Below are 16,746 nucleotides of genomic sequence, written 5' to 3'. Positions count from 1 at the left end.
TCCACACGACCACGGGGCGAATCACGTCGATCCTCGAACATTGATAACTTGTAATAACAGCTACCTTGCATCACACACTACCTGTCGGTACAAGGGTCCTACCAACAGGAAACGAGAGCCGTGCCTGAAGCCATCGAAACACAATTGAAGAAAGGCGTGCTGGCGCTGTGCGTGCTGGCCCTGCTGTCGAAAGCCGACAGCTACGCCTACGAGATCGCCAGCCAGCTGGCCCACGACATCGACATGGGAGAGGGGACCATCTACCCGCTGATGAGACGCCTGCAGTCCGACGGACTGGTCGAGACCTACCTGGTCGAGTCGACCAGCGGTCCGCCCCGCAAATACTACCGCCTGACCACCGCCGGCCGCGACAGCTTCGCCGCCCAGAAGGCCGAATGGGCCGCCTTCACCAAGGCCGTGGACGACATCCTGGGAGCCGCCGCATGACCCGCGCCGAATTCATCAGCCGCCTCAAGCGGGGCCTGGCCGGCCTGCCGGCCACCAGCATCGCCGACGCGGTCGCCGACTACGACGCCCACTTCGACGACGCCGTCGCCGCCGGCCGCACCGAGGCCGAGACGGCCGCCGCCCTGGGCGATCCCGACCGCCTGGCCCGCGAGCTGCGCGCCGAGGCCGGCCTCAAGCGCTGGGAAGAGACCAAGAACCCGTCGGCCGCCGCCGGCGCCGTGTTCGCGGTGCTGGGCCTGGGGGCGATCGACATCCTGATCCTGCTGCCCATCCTGATGGGCGTGATCGGGGCGCTGTTCGGCTTCTTCATGGCCGGGGTCGGCATCTTCGTCGCCGGGGGCTTCGTGTTCTCGGCCGGCCCGTTCTTCGACCCGCCGGGCGGCCCCGCCGTCGCCATCCTGGGCGGCATCGGCCTGATGGCCGCGGCCACCGCCCTGACCGCCGTCACCGGCCTGGTCACGGTCGGCCTGGTCAACGTGCTGGTCTGGTACGGCCGCCTCCACTACCGGCTGCTGAAGCCGGCCATCGAACCGCAAGCCTGAGGTCGCGCCATGATCCGCAACCTGACCATCATCGCCGTCGCCAGCTTCGTCCTGGCCGTGGCGTGCCTTGGAACCGCCTTCGCCATCGGCGGCCGCCAGATGATCCAGCAAGGCGGCTGGACCATCCCCGCCAACGTCCACTTCAACATCGAGGACGAGGACGGCAAGGTCACCGTCCGCCGCAACGGCGAAGTGACGATCGAGGACCACGGTCCCAACACCACCCGCCAGATCGCCTGGACCGGCGGCGAGGCCCTGCGCATCGACCTGCCCGCCCGGGTGATCTTCACCCAGAGCGACAAGGCCGGCGTCACCGTCGAAGGCCCGCAAGGCCTGGTCCGCCGGGTGGTGCTGTCGGGCGACCGCCTGCACCTCGACGGCGACGGCAACGGCCGCGGCTTCACGATCACCGGCGACGGCGTGCGGCTGCTGGCCCACGCCGACGACCTGATCATCCGCGTCTCGGCCCCGTCGGTGAAGAGCTTCGTGCTCAACGGCTCGGGCGACCTGGACATCCAGTCCTACGACCAGCCGAGCCTGGCCTTGGCGCTGAACGGCAGCGGCGAGGTCTACGCCTCGGGCAAGACCAAGGCCGTCGACCTGCACATCGCAGGGTCCGGCGAGGCTGAACTCAGCGCCCTGACCGTCGCCGACGCCAAGGTCGAGATCGCCGGCAGCGGCGAGGCCAAGCTGGGTCCGACGGGCGAGGCCGACGTCAGCATCGCCGGCAGCGGCGATGTCACCCTGACCGAACGCCCGGCCCGCCTGTCCAAGTCGATCGCCGGCTCGGGCGAGGTCAACGAGGACTGGTGACCCCTTTCCCTCCGCCCTGCGACAGGATCGCGGGGCGGAGGGAGATGACGCGGAGCCTTCGAGCGCCTAACTTATCCCTATGACCGCTCCCCTCTCCGCCCCTTCCCTGCTGGACGCCGCCGGCGTCGACCCGCAACGCGCCCGCGCCATCCTGGGCGAGGCCCTGGCCGGAGCCGACGACGGCGAGCTCTTCCTCGAGCGGTCCGAGAGCGAGGCCTTCGTCTTCGACGACGGCCGGCTGAAGACCGCCTCCTATGACTCGGGCGAAGGCTTCGGCCTGCGCGTGGTGGCCGGCGAGACGGCCGGCTACGCCCACGCCTCGGAGATCTCCGAAGCCGCCATCGGCCGGGCCGCGGCCTCGGCCAGCCTCGCCAAGCGCGGCCACGCCGGGATCTCGGCCGAGGGCCCGCGCTCGACCAACGAAAAGCTCTACGGCGAGGACGACCCGGTCTCCTCGCCCGTCTTCTCCGACAAGGTCAGCCTGCTCCAGGAGATCGACGCCTTCGCCCGCCGGCGCGACCCGCGCGTGGTGCAGGTGATGGCCAGCCTGGCCGGCGAGCGCCGCGTGGTCGAGATCCTGCGCGCCGACGGCAAGCTGATCCGCGACGTGCGCCCGCTGGTGCGCCTCAACGTCCAGGTCACGGTCGAGAAGGACGGCAAGCGCGAGGCCGGCACCTCCGGGGCCGGCGGCCGCGCCGGCTTCTCCGCCTGGATCAGCCCCGACAAGTGGCAGGGCCAGGTCGACGAGGCCCTGCGCCAGGCGCTCGTGAACCTCGACGCCGTCGCCTGCCCGGCCGGCGAGATGGACGTGGTGCTCGGCCCCGGCTGGAACGGCGTGCTGCTGCACGAGGCCGTCGGCCACGGCCTGGAAGGCGACTTCAACCGCAAGGGCATCAGCGCCTTCTCGGGCCGCATCGGCGAGCGGGTGGCCGCCAAGGGCGTCACCGTCTTCGACGACGGCTCGATCCCCGGCCGCCGCGGCTCGCTGACCATCGACGACGAGGGCACCCCGACCGAGCGCACCATCCTGATCGAGGACGGGATTCTGGTGGGCTACATGCACGACCGCATGTCGGCCCGGCTGATGGGCATGCAGGCCACCGGCAACGGCCGCCGCCAGTCCTACGCCCACATGCCGATGCCGCGCATGACCAACACCGGCATGCTGGCGGGCGACCACGACCCGGCCGAGATGATCGCCTCGATGAAGAAGGGCCTCTACTGCGCCAATTTCGGCGGCGGCCAGGTCGACATCACCAACGGCAAGTTCGTCTTCCAGTGCACCGAGGCCTATCTGGTCGAGGACGGCAAGATCACCGCCCCGGTCAAGGGCGCCACCCTGATCGGCGACGGCCCCAGCGCCCTGACCCGAGTGACCATGATCGGCAACGACTTCGACTTCGATCCCGGCATCGGCGTCTGCGGCAAGGCCGGCCAGGGCGTGCCCGTGGGCGTGGGCCAGCCCAGCCTGAAGATCACCGGCCTGACGGTCGGCGGCACGAATATCTAGACCCTTTCTCCCTCTCCCCCTGCGGGAGAGGGTGGCCTCCCGGAGGGAGGTCGGGTGAGGGGTCGAAAACCCTGTCAGCCGCGTCAGCCGAACGACCGGGCGCTGCCTTCGAAGTCTGAGAGACCCCTCATCCGTCGGCTTCGCCGCCACCTTCTCCCGCAAGGGGAGAAGGGTGAAACTTGGACGGAAAGGTCCATTCCTGTCCGTTTTTAATCCATATTTCAAGCTTGTAACTTTTCTTCCCACCCCTCTCCGGCCCAGTTTGCGCGGCGCGACTGGCGGGGGCCGGGGACGAAAAGAGATGCAGTTCGGATCGATCTTCGCGGCCCTCACGGCCGTCTCGCCGGAGGCCGCGGCCGCCGCCCAGCCCGCCGCCGTCGCCGTGGCGACCGAGGGCGTCACCCGCTATCCCGCCGCTTTCTTCGCCGAGCGCCAGCCGCTGTCGGCCTACGACATGGTCGTGCGGGTGCCCGGCTTCACCTTCGACGGCGGCGACAGCGTGCGCGGCTTCGGCGGCGCGGCCGGCAACGTGCTGATCGACGGCCAGCGGCCCGCCACCAAGAGCGAGTCCCTGGAAGACGCCCTGCGCCGCATCCAGGCCGGCCAGGTCGACCGCGTCGAGATCATCGTCGGCGGCGCGCCGGGCGTCGACATGCAGGGCAAGACCGTGGTGGCCAACGTGGTGCTGCGCGCCGACGCCAAGGGCTCGACCCTGCTGGCCGTCGCCAGCTCGTTCCAGCAGGACGGCCGCACCACCCCCGCCATGCGCTTCGAAGGCTCGCGCCAGTACGGCGTCAACGCCTTCGACTGGTCGCTTCTCAGCTACCGCTATGTCGACAACGGCGCCGGCGAGGGCCCCAAGGTCGTGCGCCGGGCCGACGGCTCGACCAGCCGCGCCTGGCTGGACGAGACCGCCGGCGGCGACGGCCTGACCGCCAAGGCCAATCTCAAGCGCCCCCTGCTGGGCGGCCGGCTGTCGGTCAACACCGTCTACGAGCGCGAGATCTACGACTGGAGCCTGGAGGACATCGTCCCCGGCGTCGCCGACCGCCTGAAGGTGATCGACGCCGACGACCGCGAGGAGGGCGAGGTCGGCCTCGGCTGGGAACGGGCGCTGACGCCCAAGTCCCGCATCGAGCTGACCGGCCTCGTGCGCCGCAAGCACGTCGACTACGCCAGCCGCTTCACCGAAGCCGCCGAGTCGGGGGTCTTCACCTCGGCCCGCGACAGCGGCGAGACCATCGCGCGCGGGGTGCTGCGCCATGGCGCCAGCCCGACCCTGTCGTTCGAGGCCGGCGGCGAGGCGGCGTTCAATTTCCTCGAAAGCCAGATCGGCTATCTGGTCAACGGCGCGCCCCAGACCCTGCCGGCCGCCAACGTCCGGGTCGAGGAGACCCGCGGCGAGGTGTTCGGCCAAGCCACCTGGCGCGCCCGCGCCGACCTGACCCTGGAAGGGGCCGTCCGCGTCGAGCGCTCGACCATCTCCCAGACCGGCGACACCAATCTGGAGAAGTCGCTCACCTATCCCAAGCCCCGGGTGTCGGCGACCTGGTCGCCCAGCGGCCACGACCAGTTCCGCGCCCGGATCGAGCGCGAGGTCGGCCAGCTGGATTTCGGCGACTTCGTCTCCTCGACCGCCTTTTCCACCGGCCGCGACACCGCCGGCGGCGCCGACCTGGTGCCCGAGCGCGCCTGGGTGATCGAGGCGGCGTGGGAGCGCAAGTTCGGCAAGGACGGCGCCGTGGTGCTGACCGCCCGCCACAAGGAGATCAGCGACGTCACCGACCGGATCGTGGTGCTCGACACCGCCGGAAACGCCTACGACGCCCCCGGCAACATCGGCGATGCGACCAGCGACGCGCTGGAGCTGTCGCTGAACCTGCCGCTGGAGCGCTTCGTCGCCGGCGGCCTGCTGCGCGGCAAGGGAACCTGGACGCGGTCGGAGGTGGTCGATCCGATCACCCGCCAGACCCGCCGCATCAGCGACCAGTCGCCGTTCGAGGGCGAGCTGCGCTTCTCGCAGGACCTGCCGAAGCGGAACCTGCAATGGGGCGTCGAGCTGCTCTCGGGCTTCTCGGAAACGGCCTACGCCTTCAACGAGATCAGCCGCTTCGAGATCGAGCCGTGGCTGCAGGCCTATGCCGAGGTCAAGCCGCGCAAGGGCCTGTCGCTGCGGGTCGAGGCCCAGAACCTGACCGGCCGCGGCCTCAACCGCCAGCGCGAGGTGTTCGGCGGCCGGGTGCGCGCGCCGGGGGCCTTCGTGCGGGCCGAGGACCGCCAGCTCGACTTCGACCCGTTCATCTATTTCCGCCTGCGCCAGACCTGGGGCTGAGCGCGGGGCTTCAACAGGCCCAAGTCACAAGGCCGCCGCCCGCGCCTCTCGGTCCCCAACCCAGGCGGATGCAGAAGCGGCCACTTCGAAGGACCCCGGCGATCAAGGCCGGGGTCCTTTTTCTTCGACGCGAGCGCCTCAGCGCCCCTTGGCCGCCCGCCCGGCGCGCACCGCGGCGGCCAGGTCGTCCAGCAGGCGCACCGACGTGTCCCAGTCGACGCAGGCGTCGGTGACCGACTGGCCGTAGGTCAGCGGCTGGCCCGCAACGATGTCCTGGCGGCCGGCGACGAGGTTGCTCTCGATCATCACGCCCATCACCGGCGAGGCGCCGGTCGCCACCTGGGCGCAGATGTCGGCGACGACGGCCGGCTGGTTCTCGTGGTTCTTGCCGCTGTTGGCGTGGCTGACGTCGACCATGATCCGGGGCGGCAGGCCGGCCTTGGTCAGGGCCTGGGCCACCGCCTCGACGCTGGCGGCGTCGTAGTTGGGCGTCTTGCCGCCGCGCAGCACCACGTGGCTGTCAGCATTGCCCGTGGTGGTGGCGATGGCCGCGCGGCCCTCCTTGGTCACGGCCAGGAAATGGTGCGGCTGGGCCGCGGCGGTCACCGCGTCGATGGCCACCTTGACGTCGCCGTTGGTGCCGTTCTTGAAGCCGACCGGGCACGACAGGCCTGACGCCATTTCGCGGTGGATCTGGCTTTCGGTGGTGCGGGCCCCGATCGCGCCCCAGGCCACCAGGTCGGCGATGTACTGCGGGGTGGTGACGTCCAGGAATTCGCAAGCGGCCGGCAGGCCCTGGGCGCAGACGTCCAGCAGCACCCGCCGCGCCAGCCGCAGGCCCTCGTTGATCCGGAAGCCGCCGTCGAGATCGGGGTCGTTGATCAGGCCCTTCCAGCCGACCGTCGTGCGCGGCTTCTCGAAATAGACCCGCATGATCACTTCCAGCTCGCCGGCGTGCCGCTCGCGCTCGGCCGCCAGGCGCTGGGCGTAGTCGAGGGCGGCCTTGGGATCGTGGATCGAGCAGGGGCCGATCACCACCACCAGGCGGTCGTCGCGGCCGTGCAGCACCTCGTGCACCGCGCGGCGGGCGTCGCCGACGACCTCGGCCGTCGACGAGGAGGCCGGCGCCTCGCCGATCACCTGGGCGGGCGGGCTGAGGGTCTGAAGACGTGAAATGCGCAGGTCGTCGGTGGGGACGGGCAGCGAGACGAGAGCGGCGGCGGTCGATGAAGGCATGGCGCGGTTCCTGGAAGATCGAGAAGAATTTCGCGAGGTCCGGCGGCCATTAAAAAAGCCGCCCGGGAGACCCCTGGCGGCTGGTGAAAGGCGTTTGCGGCTCTGATTTCAGGCCAAACGATCCCCTCCCGGCGCCAGAGGCGTCGGATAGCTAAAGTACCAAAACAGCTGTTGGCTGGCGGCGAGGATCATGGGCGTCACCCTAGAGGCAAGTTTTCCAGGAGTCCACGCCCTAGGTTCGCGGCCTACTGGTCCACCACCTTGATGATCCGCTCCGACGACGGGCGGCCGGCCAGGCCCTTGCCCGAGGCGTAGGTGATGATCAGGGCGTCGTCCTTGATCGTCGCGCCGGGCTTGCGACCCTCGGCCAGCAGCACCCGGGCGATGCGGTTCAGCAGGTTGCGGTCGCCGTTGCGGGCCATGCGCTCGAAGGCCTCGGCCGTGACGTTGGCGCATTCGGCCACCAGCACCGAGGTCTCGGGCCGCACGTCCTGCACGGTCTCGAAGGCCACCCGGTGGCGGGCGGCGCGGCTGGCGCGGTCGGCCGCCTGCAGCATGCGCTGGAACAGGGCGTTGGGCGCGATGACGGCCGGCGGCTGGATGGTCTGGGCCCGGCCCATCAGGGCCGCGGCGGCGCCGGCCGGGCGGTCGGGCGTGAACAGGGTCATGCCGCCCAGCTTGGTGGCGCGCAGCACCGGGTCGCCCATCTCGTTCTTGTAGATCACGTCGCCGCGCGGGCCGGCGTGGGGCGACAGCACCCAGACCTCGGAGCTGTTCTCGAACTTCAGCAGCGGCACCGAGGCGGCGCGGTCGAACACGAAGGCCCCGCCGCTTTCCGAGACGTAGCGCGCCACCGGCGGTGGCGGCGGCTTGCGGGCCTCGGCCGTGGCGCGGTCGCCGAACAGGGCGTCGCGCAGGCTGTGCTTGGACTGGGCGGCGGCGGTCGAAGCGCAGAGGCCCGTCCCGATCAGGGTGAGCGCCAGCGCGGCCGCGCAGCCTCTCGGCCCCATCGTTTCCACCGTCGGTCGTATCATGGCGACGGTGATGGTCCCCGACTGGGGCGATTCTTGGACGTGGAGGCGCCGCTTCCTGGCAAGCGCCGCCATGCGACTTTTCTGCAACGCTTCCCTGGCGCCCGGCCGTCGCCACGCGCCCCCTGAAGATCCCGACCGGCGCCTACAGACGCCGACCGGGACCGTGCGGTCAAGCCACAAGCCGTAAACCGGCCGCCCCTCGGGCGGCCGACGTCTCAGGCGAGGTATTGGCCGCCGTTCAGCGACAGGGTGGCGCCGGTGACGAAGCCGGCCCGCTCGCCGGCCAGGAACGACACCATGTCGGCGATCTCCTCGCCCTTGCCCAGGCGGCCGACGGGGATGGCGCCGATGATGCCGGCCAGCACCGTCTCGGGGACGGCGGCCACCATCTCGGTGTCGATATAGCCCGGGCAGATGACGTTGACGGTCACGCCCTTCTTGGCGTTCTCGAGCGCCAGGGCCTTGGTGAAGCCGATCAGGCCGGCCTTGGCGGCCGAATAGTTGGTCTGGCCGACCTGACCCTTCTGGCCGTTGATCGAGCTGATGTTGACGATCCGGCCCCAGCCGCGCTCGCGCATGCCCTCGATCACCGGGCGGGTCATGTTGAAGGCCGAGTCCATGTTGACCCGGATCACTTCCGACCACTGCTCGTAGGTCATCTTGTGCAGGAAGCCGTCGCGGGTGATGCCGGCGTTGTTGACCAGCACGTCGACGGGGCCGAGCTCGGCGGTGACCTTGGCCACGGCGGCCTGGCAGTCCTCGAACGAGCCGACATTGCCCTTGACCACCATCACGCCCAGCTCCTTGGCGCAGGCCTCGGCCGCCGCCTCGTTGCCGGAATAACCCGCCGCCACCTTCAGGCCGTCGGCGACCAGCCGCTCGCAGATCGCCCGGCCGATGCCCCGGGTGCCGCCGGTCACGAACGCAACTCTAGCCATTCAACGTTCCTCTCTCGATCCGGGCCGCGCGCGGCCACGATGGGGGATGGGTCGTGCAGGAGGCGTCACTGTGCCTGCGGGGTTCCGTAAAGGAAACGCCAATCGTCGGCATAGCGGGGATCACGGATCCCGATCGGATGATAGGGGTTCGGACCGTCGCCTTTGAAGCCCTCGGGTAGAGCTTCACGAAAGATTCTCACATGAGTTGTCTTTATGCCCAGCCGGCGATAGCTCTCCGCCAGCAGGTCGGCGGTGTTTTCGCGGCTGTTGTAGGCGGCGTACCAGCGCTCGGGCGGGGTCGCGCCCGGCCCGTCGATCCACGGCGCCAGCCTGCGGCCGGGCATGGTGAAGTCCCACGGACTGGAGAACAGCACCACCCGCGCCACGGGCGTCTCGCGGGCGATCCAGGCGGCCATGCCCGCGCCCTGCGAGAGGCCGCTGACGACGATGCGGCTCCAGTCGGGCGCGCCGTCCTTCAGATAGCCACCCCAGCCCTGGCCGGGATGATCCCTGTCGAGCCGGGCCAGCAGGGCCGCCAGCCGCCCCTCGATCGAGGCCGCGCGGCTGTTGCTCACGGCGCGCGAAGGTCCGTCGCCGCGGATGCGCATGCGGCGGAAGTCCGACGAGCAGGCGGCATCGGGATCGCGCGGGCAGACCTGCACCACCGCCGGGATGTTGGCGTACTGCAGGCCGATGGTCGGGTAGCCCTGGGCGGCGACGACCTTCAGCAGTTCGGCCGCGCCTTCGGGCCGGCCGCTGGTCCCGGGCAGGAAGATCACCAGCGGCGTTCCCGGCGCGACCTTGTCCGGCGCCAGCACGAGGTTGGGCTCGTCGAAGGCGGTGATCGACGGATCGATCGCCGAGGACTTCAGGCTCCAGGTCCGGACCTCCGCCGCCCGCCCCGTCGAGGCGAGGGCGGCGGAAACCAGGACGGCGGCGATGAGGGCGCCGATCGGCGCCCCCTCACGACGCGGGGTCATGATCGCGGCGGGGTCAGATGGCCTCGATGCAGAGGGCCACGCCCATGCCGCCGCCGACGCACAGCGTCGCCAGGCCCTTCTTGCCGCCCGAGCGCTTCAGCTCGTGCACCAGGGTGGTCAGGATCCGCGCGCCCGAGGCGCCGATCGGGTGGCCGATGGCGATGGCGCCGCCGTTGACGTTGACCTTGGCCGGGTCGAGGCCCAGCTCGCGCACGACCGAGATGGACTGGGCGGCGAAGGCTTCGTTGCTCTCGATCAGGTCGAGGTCCGAGACGGTCCAGCCGGCCTTTTCCAGGGCCTTCTTGCTGGCCGGGATCGGGCCGGTGCCCATGATCTCCGGATCGACGCCGGCGTTGGCCCACGAGACGATCCGGGCCAGGGGCTTCAGGCCGCGCTTCTCGGCTTCCTCGGCCGTGGTCAGCACCAGGGCGGCGGCGCCGTCATTCAGGCCCGAGGCGTTGGCGGCGGTGACCGAGCCGTCCTTGGCGAAGGCCGGCTTCAGGCCCGAGATGCTCTCCAGGGTCACGCCGTGGCGGATGTATTCGTCCTGGTCGACGACGGTGTCGCCCTTGCGGCCCTTGATGGTCACCCCGACGATCTCGTCGGCGAACTTGCCGGCCTTCTGGGCGGCCTCGGCCTTGTTCTGGCTGGCGACGGCGAACTTGTCCTGGTCCTCGCGGGTGATCTGCCAGCGGTTGGCGATGTTCTCGGCCGTCTGGCCCATGTGGTAGCCGTGGAAGGCGTCCCACAGGCCGTCCTTGATCATGGTGTCGACGAAGCCCAGGTCGCCCATCTTCTGGCCGGTGCGCAGGGCCTGGGCGTGCGGGGCCTGGCTCATGCTCTCCTGGCCGCCGACCACGACGATCTTGGCGTCGCCCGACAGGATCTGCTGGGCGCCCAGGGCCACCGCGCGCAGGCCGGACCCGCACAGCTGGTTCAGGCTCCAGGCCGGGCTCTCGACCGGGACGCCGGCCTTGACCGAGGCCTGGCGGGCAGGACCCTGGCCGGCGCCGGCCTGCAGCACCTGGCCCAGGATCACTTCATCGACGTCGGCCGGGGTCAGGCCCGCCCGCTCGACCGCGGCGACGATGGCGGTCTTGCCCAGCTCGGAGGCCGGCAGGCTGGACAGCGCGCCGAGGAAGGAGCCCACCGGCGTGCGAGCGGCGGAGACGATGACGATGTCGGTCATTGGCTTTCGTTTTCCCGTGACTGTTCGGTGACGCCTTCGCAGGTGCGGCGCCCACACTTTTGCAGTGCAACAGCACCATGCCGAAACGAACGCCGTTCGTCACGAATACATTTTCACGTCATGATGCGCAGTCCAGCTATTCGCGGGACTGGCGCCATGCCTTTGCATTGGCGATAGTGCGATGCGAAAAGGCGGGCGACACCGCTGTCCCAGGGAACGAAATGTCCGAGAACCCCGAAAAAGGCGAAGCCGCCCCCGGCGCTGACAAAGCTGAAAAAGGGTCGGGCCAGCGCGTCGTCATCAAGAAGTACGCCAACCGCCGACTCTACAACACGGCGTCCAGTTCCTACGTCACCCTCGAGCACCTGTCGGACATGGTGAAGGAGGGGATCGACTTCGTCGTCTACGACGCCAAGTCCAACGACGACATCACCCGCTCGGTCCTGACCCAGATCATCTTCGAGGAAGAGAACCGCGGCGGCGGCCAGAACCTGCTGCCCATCCAGTTCCTGCGCCAGCTGATCGGCTTCTACGGCAACTCGATGCAGGCCTTCCTGCCCAGCTACCTGGAGATGTCGCTGGAAAGCTTCTCCAAGCAGCAGGAGCGCATGCGCCAGCAGTTCACCGGCCAGGGCCTGACCGGCAAGGCCGCGGCGCCGGGCATGGCGATCTACGAAGAGCAGATCCGCCAGAACATGGCCCTGTTCGACCGGGCCATGAAGATGTTCTCGCCCTTCGCCTACAACCGCCCGGAAGACGGCGGGGCCGCCGAGGTCCAGCCCGCTCCGCCGCCGCAGCCGGCTCCCTCCGCCCCCAGCGAGGACAGCCTGGCCGACCTCAAGCGCCAGCTGGAAGCGATGCAGGCCCAGATCGCCAAGCTGGCGACCAAATCCTAAACCGCCGTCAACCATGCCGGCGCATTCGTTCTTAACGGACGCGCCGCTAGGGTTACCCACGATGAACGGTCCGATCGATCCCATCCGACGTGCGGCCAACGCACGCCGGGCGCTGCCAGCGCCCCGGGACTCCGACCGCCGAGAGGCGGACGGGGAAGACGTGACCCATGTTCGCGAGGAAGAGGAAACGCCGGCCCCGCCGCCGCCTCCGCGGCGCGGGGCCTTCGCGACCTTCGCCGCCCACCTGATGGGCCAGCCCGGCCAGAAGCGCGGCCTGCGCGGTGGGCAGGAAGTGCTCGACAATGCACGTTCGACCTATCTCGGCACGGAATATTCCGGCACGGCCGACCGCCGTCCCAAGGCGGGGCTGATCAAGAAGACCGAGATCTAGCGCTCCAGCGCGGCCAGCCGGGCTTCCAGCGCCGCCACCCTCGCCTCCAGCTCGGCGATGCGCCGCGCGGCCGGATCGACCGGCGCCGCATGCGCCCCGATCCCGGCCCTTCGCGCGGCCTCCTCGCGCGAAACCCCCAGCATTTCGGCGAAAACCGCCAATTCGGCGGGGCTCAGCTCGCGCTGGTCCTTGAACGCCAGGTCCACCGCCTCGGCGCTCAGGCCCGCCGCCGCGGCCAGGGCGGCGCGATCGAGCCCGCGCTCGGCCAGCCGCGCGTCATACCACCCAGGGTCGAAAAACAACGTCATGTGGAATTGTTAGCGCCGGCGGCCGGCTTGGCGCCAGTCTTGCTAGGTCACGCCTCGAGTCTTTTCGCAGAGCGCGCCGACCTATGCTGACCCTCCTGATCCGAGCCTTCGACGTCGCCGTCGTCACCCTGATCTTCACGGCCCTGACCTGACAACGTTTTCCTGACAACGCTTCCCTGCGACAAAAGCGCCGAGCGACGTTCATTCGCTTGATTGGCGGATCGAGCGGGTTCAATTTCAGGACGTCGCGTTCACCCCCCACAACGCGACATGCGTACCGCCGGCCCGAGGTTGCCCCTAGTCCTCGGGCCGGTTCTACGTCTGGGGTGTTCCACGAAAATCACGAGTTTTCTGGCTACCGTTTCACGGGAACGGTCGGCGGCTGAGCATTCGGCTTAGAGCCAATAAACTTAGAGCCAAAAAACCTCCGCCTCCCTCGCCCTCGTGGCGAGGGCCCATGCCGGCGGCTGCTCAGACGGCGACCAGGCTCGAAAGGCCTGAGCAGGCGGAACGATGGATCCTGGGCACAAGGCCCAAGGGAGGCGATTAAGGGGTAGCGAAGGGGCGTGACTACGCCGCCTCCAGCAGCATCATCGTGCCCTGGCCGCCGTCGGCGCAGATGCTGACGATCGCCTTTTCGCCCTTGCCGCGCGCGGCCAGCTCCTTGGTCGCCTGGGACAGGATCCGCGCGCCGGTGGCCCCGAACGGATGGCCGATCGCCAGGCTGCCGCCGGTGGGGTTCATCCGTTCGCGCGGGAAAGCGCCCAGGTCGGCGGTGACGCCGGCCTTCTCGGCCAGGAACTTTCTGCTCTCCCACGCCGCGATGTGCGACAGCACCTGGGCCGCGAAGGCCTCGTGGATTTCCCACAGGCCGATGTCGCCCAGCGTCAGCCCGTTGCGGGCCAGCATGCGCGGCACGCCATAGGCCGGGGCCATCAGCAGGCCCTCGTTCCTCAGGTCGATGGCCGTGACCTCGTAGTCGAGGATCTTCACCCGCGGGGTGCGCTCAGGCAGGCGGGCCAGGCCCGCCTCCGAGGCCACCCAGATGCCGGCCGCGCCGTCGGTCAGGGGCGAGGAATTGCCGGCCGTCAGCGTGCCCTGGCCGCTGGTCTTGTCGAAGGCCGGCTTCAGCTTGGCCAGCTTCTCCAGCGTGCTGTCCTTGCGCGGGATGGTGTCGCGCCGCGCCTCGCCGACAGGAACGACCAGATCGTCGAAGAACCCGCCTTCCCAGGCGCGCACGGCGTTCTGGTGGCTGGCGAAGGCGATGGCGTCCTGGTCGGCGCGGGCCAGGCCCCACTCCTTGGCGGTGATCTCGGTGTGCTCGCCCATGGAAAGACCCGTGGTGCGGTTGGCCACCTTGGGCACATAGAGCCGCGCGTCGGCCGCCTTGAACGCCGACAGCACCGCCAGCCGCCCCTTCAGGTCGCGGGCCTGCTGGAAGCGGCGGATCCAGTCCGACAGCCGCACCGAAAGCCCGATCTGCACCCGGCTCATCGCCTCGACCCCGCCGACCAGGGCCAGATCCCGGCCGCGCCCGTCGATCATGCCGGCCGCCTCGAGCACGCCGGCCATGCTGGTCGAGCAGGCCATGACGGTCGAAAAGGCAGGGATGGTCGGGTCCGCGCCCGCGTCGAGCAGCGTTTCGCGGGCGATGTTGCTCCAGGTCAGGTTGGGGATCACCGTGCCCCAGACGGCGAAGTCGGGCCGCGCGCCCTTCTCCAGCATCGCCTTCACCACGGGCACGGAAAGGTCGATGGCGTCATGGGCGGCCAGGGCGCCGTCCACCTTGGCGAAGGGGGTGCGCAGGCCGGCGGCGAGCCATAGGTTGGAAGCGGTCATGAACGGCGTCCGTAAGAGGGTCTGTTACCGATAGATAGGCGCGCGCCGGCCGCCGCGCTTGTCGAAATCCGCCGCCCTCACGAATAGCGCTCCTCGGCCCAGGGATCGCCGCGATTGTGATAGCCGCGCTCCTCCCAGAAGCCCGGCCTGTCGGCGGCGACGAACTCGATCCGCTTCAGCCACTTGGCGCTTTTCCAGAAATAGAGGTGCGGCGCGACCAGCCGCACCGGCCCGCCGTGCTCGGCCGCGATCGGCGCGCCCTGCCAGCCGTGGGCCAGCAGCACGCCCTCGTGCAGGAAGTCTTCGAGGGTCAGGTTGGTGGTGTAGCCGTCGTAGGAGTGCAGCACCACGAACCGCGCCTCGTCCCTGGGCGCGACGGCCTCGGCCAGGTCGCGGGTCAGCACGCCCCGCCAGTGGTTGTCGTAGCGCGACCAGGTGGTGACGCAGTGGATGTCCGACACCGGCGCGCTCTGCGGCTGGGCCAGCAGGGCTTGGAAGTCCCAGGTCGCCGGACGATCCACCAGGCCATCGATCCGCAGCCGCCAGTCGTGTTGCGACACGTCGGGCTTGAGGCCCAGGTCCAGCACCGGCCAGTCGCGGGTCAGGTGCTGGCCGGGCGGCAGGCGTTCGGCCTCGGGCCTTGCGGCACGGCCGGTCAGGAACTTGCCGGCCCTGGCCCAGGCTTCCTTGCTGCGGGTGAGCTTGCTGTCTTCCGGCGGCTGGTCGTCGTTCATCGGGGCCTCCTGGAAAAGGAGGCTAACGCGCGCGGCCGGCTCGCGGCTTGAAGAAACGCCTCAGCGGTCGCCGAAATCGACGTCGCGGCGGGCGGCCACGATGGTGACGATGAAGCCGGCCAGCACGTCCAGCAGCACCATCAGGGTGATCAGGAAGAACACCGAGGTGGCGAAGGCCGGCAGCAGCAGCAGTTGCACCAGGCAGACGATGAACAGCACCATCGACAGCGAGTGGTTGATGATCGCGATCTTGCGGCTGGTCGTCGACTTCAGGAGCTCGACGAACAGCACCACCAGCGACGCGCCCAGCAGGAGGTCGCCCCAGCTGACGATCCAGTCGACCCGCGAGGCCATGTGGATGCGGAACAGCTGCTCGCCGAACCGATAGCTGGCCGCGTCGGACGAAAAGCCGCCGCCGACGGTCAGGGCCAGCAGATTGTAGATCAGCACCGGCAGGGCCAGCAGCGGAAAGGCGGCGAACATTCGTGATCCCCTCGACGACCGCCAGAGTTAACCGGTTTTCAGCCGCCGGTGAAGCTGGCGCCGCTTGGCGGGCGAGCGGCCTGCTCGCGCCACCCCCGACCTCCCGTCATTCCCGCCCTTGTGGCGGGAACCCCTCTATCAGCCGCAAGGGCGAATGGGGCGACGTGCCGAGCACGCCGCTGGCTCTCCCGTGCAAGCGGAACCAGGGTTTCCCGCCACAAGGGCGGGAATGACGGGAGAAAAGGTAGGCGCTCTAACCCCTACGCCTCGTCCACGCCCTGCGGGTTGCGCGCCCGCGACTGCAGCCACATCACGCCGAACAGGTCGCTGATCGAGGCCTTCAGGCGGCCGAAGTTGGTGTATTTCGACACCCCGGTCTCGCGGTGACGGTGGTTCACCGGCTGGAAGGCGATCTCGTAGCCCTCGCGCAGCATCAGCGCCGGGATGTAGCGGTGGATGTGATCGAAGTAGGGCAGGCGCAGGAAGGCCTCGCGGCGGAAGGCCTTAAGGCCGCAGCCGGTGTCGTTGGCGGTGTCCTTCAGCAGGCGCTTGCGCACGCCGTTGCCGAACTTGCTGGCGAAACGCTTGGCGTTGCTGTCCTGGCGCTTGACCCGCTCGCCGCCCACCAGGGCCAGCTGCGCCGGCGCCGCCTTCAGGGCCTTGGCCAGGCGCGGCGCGTCGGCCGGGTCGTTCTGGCCGTCGCCGTCCATGGTGATCACGATCGGCGCGCGGGCGGCCAGGATGCCGCTGCGGATCGACCGGCTCTGGCCCGAGTTCTTGCGGTGGCCCAGCACGCGCAACTGCGGGATCTCGGCCTTCAGGGCGGTCAGCAGGGCCTTGGTGTCGTCGCGGCTGGCGTCGTCGACGAAGATCATCTCGTAGGACTCGCCGGCGAAGGCGGCCGCGATCTCGCGCGCCAGGGCCGGCGCCGCGCCGCCCTCGTCGAATACAGGCACGACGACGGAGAAATCGGGGATCGCGGCGGGATTGGAAGACGTCATGGCCGCTTTTACCGCAAAACTCGCGCCAGGAAAGGATCGTGCTATTCCATCG

18 protein-coding genes are annotated in these 16,746 nt (G+C 69.6%); 7 read left to right on the top strand and 11 right to left on the bottom strand.

The genetic code is table 11. The annotated features are described in order from the left end of the window. Positions 1 to 120: 120 nt before the first annotated feature. The 5 genes from AC07N1_RS21330 (at position 121) to AC07N1_RS21310 (ending at position 5,665) form a co-directional block, all read left to right on the top strand. The gene (locus AC07N1_RS21330; RefSeq protein ID WP_110121359.1) at positions 121 to 447 is read left to right on the top strand and encodes a PadR family transcriptional regulator; all 327 of its coding nucleotides are present in this window, start codon (positions 121 to 123) and stop codon (positions 445 to 447) included. Continuing rightward, positions 444 to 1,010 carry a DUF1700 domain-containing protein gene (locus AC07N1_RS21325; RefSeq protein ID WP_494673614.1) on the top strand — a complete coding sequence of 189 codons (567 nt, stop codon included), beginning with the start codon at positions 444 to 446 and terminating at the stop codon, positions 1,008 to 1,010. Before AC07N1_RS21330 ends, AC07N1_RS21325 begins: the two co-directional genes overlap by 4 nt. Positions 1,011 to 1,019: 9 nt before the next feature. Further along, the gene (locus AC07N1_RS21320) at positions 1,020 to 1,823 is read left to right on the top strand and encodes a GIN domain-containing protein (protein WP_494673613.1); all 804 of its coding nucleotides are present in this window, start codon (positions 1,020 to 1,022) and stop codon (positions 1,821 to 1,823) included. Positions 1,824 to 1,902: 79 nt separating this feature from the next. Beyond that, positions 1,903 to 3,333 (top strand): metalloprotease TldD, encoded by a 1,431-nt coding sequence (gene tldD / locus AC07N1_RS21315; RefSeq protein WP_494673612.1) that lies wholly within the window; start codon positions 1,903 to 1,905, stop codon positions 3,331 to 3,333. 301 nt (positions 3,334 to 3,634) lie between these two features. Further along, complete coding sequence (locus tag AC07N1_RS21310) at positions 3,635 to 5,665, top strand: TonB-dependent receptor plug domain-containing protein (RefSeq protein ID WP_494673611.1); 2,031 nt, start codon at positions 3,635 to 3,637, stop codon at positions 5,663 to 5,665. Positions 5,666 to 5,803: 138 nt separating this feature from the next. Here the strand turns inward: AC07N1_RS21310 and AC07N1_RS21305 are convergent, their stop codons facing one another. From AC07N1_RS21305 to AC07N1_RS21280, 6 genes are all read right to left on the bottom strand, one after another. Next, positions 5,804 to 6,901: a 3-deoxy-7-phosphoheptulonate synthase gene (locus AC07N1_RS21305; protein ID WP_494673610.1), complete on the bottom strand. Its 1,098-nt coding sequence runs from the start codon at positions 6,899 to 6,901 to the stop codon at positions 5,804 to 5,806. A 108-nt stretch (positions 6,902 to 7,009) separates the two neighbouring features. Further along, on the bottom strand, positions 7,010 to 7,093 hold the full coding sequence (locus tag AC07N1_RS21300; RefSeq protein WP_101711352.1) for a hypothetical protein: 84 nt from the start codon (positions 7,091 to 7,093) through the stop codon (positions 7,010 to 7,012). 53 nt (positions 7,094 to 7,146) lie between these two features. After that, positions 7,147 to 7,911: a DUF4908 domain-containing protein gene (locus AC07N1_RS21295; RefSeq protein ID WP_494673609.1), complete on the bottom strand. Its 765-nt coding sequence runs from the start codon at positions 7,909 to 7,911 to the stop codon at positions 7,147 to 7,149. A gap of 239 nt (positions 7,912 to 8,150) precedes the next feature. Beyond that, positions 8,151 to 8,873, bottom strand: coding sequence for an acetoacetyl-CoA reductase (gene phbB, locus AC07N1_RS21290; protein ID WP_494673608.1), 723 nt, complete (start codon positions 8,871 to 8,873; stop codon positions 8,151 to 8,153). Between the two features lie 65 nt (positions 8,874 to 8,938). Further along, the gene (locus tag AC07N1_RS21285; RefSeq protein WP_494673607.1) at positions 8,939 to 9,853 is read right to left on the bottom strand and encodes a BPSS1187 family protein; all 915 of its coding nucleotides are present in this window, start codon (positions 9,851 to 9,853) and stop codon (positions 8,939 to 8,941) included. A gap of 13 nt (positions 9,854 to 9,866) precedes the next feature. Continuing rightward, positions 9,867 to 11,042: an acetyl-CoA C-acetyltransferase gene (locus AC07N1_RS21280; RefSeq protein ID WP_494673606.1), complete on the bottom strand. Its 1,176-nt coding sequence runs from the start codon at positions 11,040 to 11,042 to the stop codon at positions 9,867 to 9,869. Between the two features lie 221 nt (positions 11,043 to 11,263). Between AC07N1_RS21280 and phaR the strand changes: the two genes are divergently transcribed. After that, positions 11,264 to 11,938 carry a polyhydroxyalkanoate synthesis repressor PhaR gene (phaR, locus tag AC07N1_RS21275; protein ID WP_494673605.1) on the top strand — a complete coding sequence of 225 codons (675 nt, stop codon included), beginning with the start codon at positions 11,264 to 11,266 and terminating at the stop codon, positions 11,936 to 11,938. 61 nt (positions 11,939 to 11,999) lie between these two features. After that, the gene (locus AC07N1_RS21270; protein ID WP_494673604.1) at positions 12,000 to 12,329 is read left to right on the top strand and encodes a hypothetical protein; all 330 of its coding nucleotides are present in this window, start codon (positions 12,000 to 12,002) and stop codon (positions 12,327 to 12,329) included. Here AC07N1_RS21270 and AC07N1_RS21265 read toward each other — a convergent pair. The 5 genes from AC07N1_RS21265 to AC07N1_RS21245 all read right to left on the bottom strand — a co-directional run bounded on the left by AC07N1_RS21265 (position 12,326) and on the right by AC07N1_RS21245 (position 16,694). After that, positions 12,326 to 12,637: a DNA-binding protein gene (locus tag AC07N1_RS21265; RefSeq protein ID WP_494673603.1), complete on the bottom strand. Its 312-nt coding sequence runs from the start codon at positions 12,635 to 12,637 to the stop codon at positions 12,326 to 12,328. The genes AC07N1_RS21270 and AC07N1_RS21265 overlap by 4 nt on opposite strands. Before the next feature lie 570 nt (positions 12,638 to 13,207). Then, entirely contained in the window at positions 13,208 to 14,476 is a 1,269-nt protein-coding gene (locus tag AC07N1_RS21260; protein WP_494673602.1) for an acetyl-CoA C-acyltransferase, read from the bottom strand. Between the two features lie 77 nt (positions 14,477 to 14,553). Next, positions 14,554 to 15,210 (bottom strand): sulfite oxidase-like oxidoreductase, encoded by a 657-nt coding sequence (locus AC07N1_RS21255; protein ID WP_494673601.1) that lies wholly within the window; start codon positions 15,208 to 15,210, stop codon positions 14,554 to 14,556. Between the two features lie 60 nt (positions 15,211 to 15,270). After that, positions 15,271 to 15,693 (bottom strand): hypothetical protein, encoded by a 423-nt coding sequence (locus AC07N1_RS21250; protein WP_110120940.1) that lies wholly within the window; start codon positions 15,691 to 15,693, stop codon positions 15,271 to 15,273. Positions 15,694 to 15,953: 260 nt separating this feature from the next. Continuing rightward, positions 15,954 to 16,694, bottom strand: a complete 741-nt coding sequence (locus AC07N1_RS21245; RefSeq protein ID WP_494673600.1) for a glycosyltransferase family 2 protein — start codon at positions 16,692 to 16,694, stop codon at positions 15,954 to 15,956. Positions 16,695 to 16,746: the final 52 nt, after the last annotated feature.

The organism is Caulobacter sp. GW821-FHT09B11, assembly GCF_059418205.1.
The sequence above is the reverse complement of the archived record's forward strand: the minus strand, read 5'-3'. Positions and strand labels throughout refer to the sequence as shown.